Here is a 1113-nt window from a genome sequence, read left to right on the forward strand (position 1 = left end):
GCCCGCGGGTGTGGCTGCGTATTCGTAGAGCGCCCAATAGACCTCGCCCATGCGCGCATCCAGGGCCGCCAGCACGCGCGTGCAGCCGTGCGCGGCGCGCGCTTCCTCGGCCACGGCGAGCAGGGTGTCGACCGGCAGCACGGGGATGCCCTGCCCGCCGCGTGCGCCAAAGGCCAGGCCCTGCGCGACCGCGCAGGCGGTGCGCAGGCCGGTGAAGGAGCCGGGGCCGTTGCCGAAGGCGATGGCGTCGAGCTGGTCCATGCCGAGGTCGGCCTGCTGCAGCAGTTGGCGCAGGGTGGGGATCAGCGTGGCGGAAGCCTGCGCGCCGCCGGCGCCCTGGTACGACCGCGCCGGTGCCGCGCCGCGCTGCACGGCGATGCTCAGGGTGTCGGTGCTGGTGTCGAAGGCGAGCAGGTTCATGGCAGGGACCATTATCGGCGCCTACACTGGCAGACCATGAGCGGTCTGTCGGTTTCCTGGTGGCGCGGCCTGGCGTGCGCGCTGGTGGTGCAATGCCTGGCCTGGGGCGCGGCCTGGGCCGCCGGGCCGGCCGCGGCGCCGGGCGAGGAGGTGGCGGCGGCCACGCTGCCGCGCAGCGTCGCGGCGGCGTTGGCGCGCGCCAAGGTGCCGGAGCAGGCGCTGTCGGTGGTGCTCGCCGAAGTGGACGAGCGCGCGCCGCCGCGCCTGGCGCTGCGCGAGGATGTGCTGGTCAATCCGGCCTCGGTGATGAAGCTGGTGACGAGCTTTGCGGCGCTGGAGACGCTGGGGCCGTCCTTCACCTGGGAGACGCCGGTCTATCTGGATGCCGTGCCCGAGGCGGGGGCGCTGCGCGGCAACGTCTACATCCGCGGGCAGGGCGACCCGAAGCTGGTGGTGGAGCGGCTGTGGCTGTTGCTGCGGCGCCTGCGCGCGCAGGGGGTCCACGTGATCCTGGGCGACATCGTGCTCGACCGCAGTGCCTTTGCGCCGCTGGCGCACGATGCGGCGCGCTTCGATGGCGAGCCCTGGCGGCCCTACAACGTGGCGCCGGATGCGCTGCTGGTGAACTACAAGGCGGTGGCGCTGGGCTTCGTGCCGGATGTGGCCGCCGGCGTGGCGCGCGTCACCCACGAG

Annotated in this window: 2 protein-coding genes; one reads left to right on the forward strand and one right to left on the reverse strand. The window is 73.9% G+C overall.

Going from position 1 to position 1113, the window contains the following annotated elements:
* Positions 1–420, reverse strand: a 420-nt coding sequence (gene tsaB / locus A612_RS01070) for a tRNA (adenosine(37)-N6)-threonylcarbamoyltransferase complex dimerization subunit type 1 TsaB (protein ID WP_019372770.1), incomplete at its 3' end; no start/stop codon positions are given.
* A gap of 36 nt (positions 421–456) precedes the next feature.
* Here tsaB and A612_RS01075 point away from each other — a divergent pair.
* The coding region (locus A612_RS01075; RefSeq protein ID WP_019372771.1) for a D-alanyl-D-alanine carboxypeptidase at positions 457–1113 on the forward strand (657 nt) is incomplete at its 3' end.

Source organism: Melaminivora alkalimesophila (assembly GCF_000282995.1).
In the GTDB taxonomy this organism is placed as follows: Bacteria; Pseudomonadota; Gammaproteobacteria; order Burkholderiales; family Burkholderiaceae_C; genus Melaminivora; species Melaminivora alkalimesophila.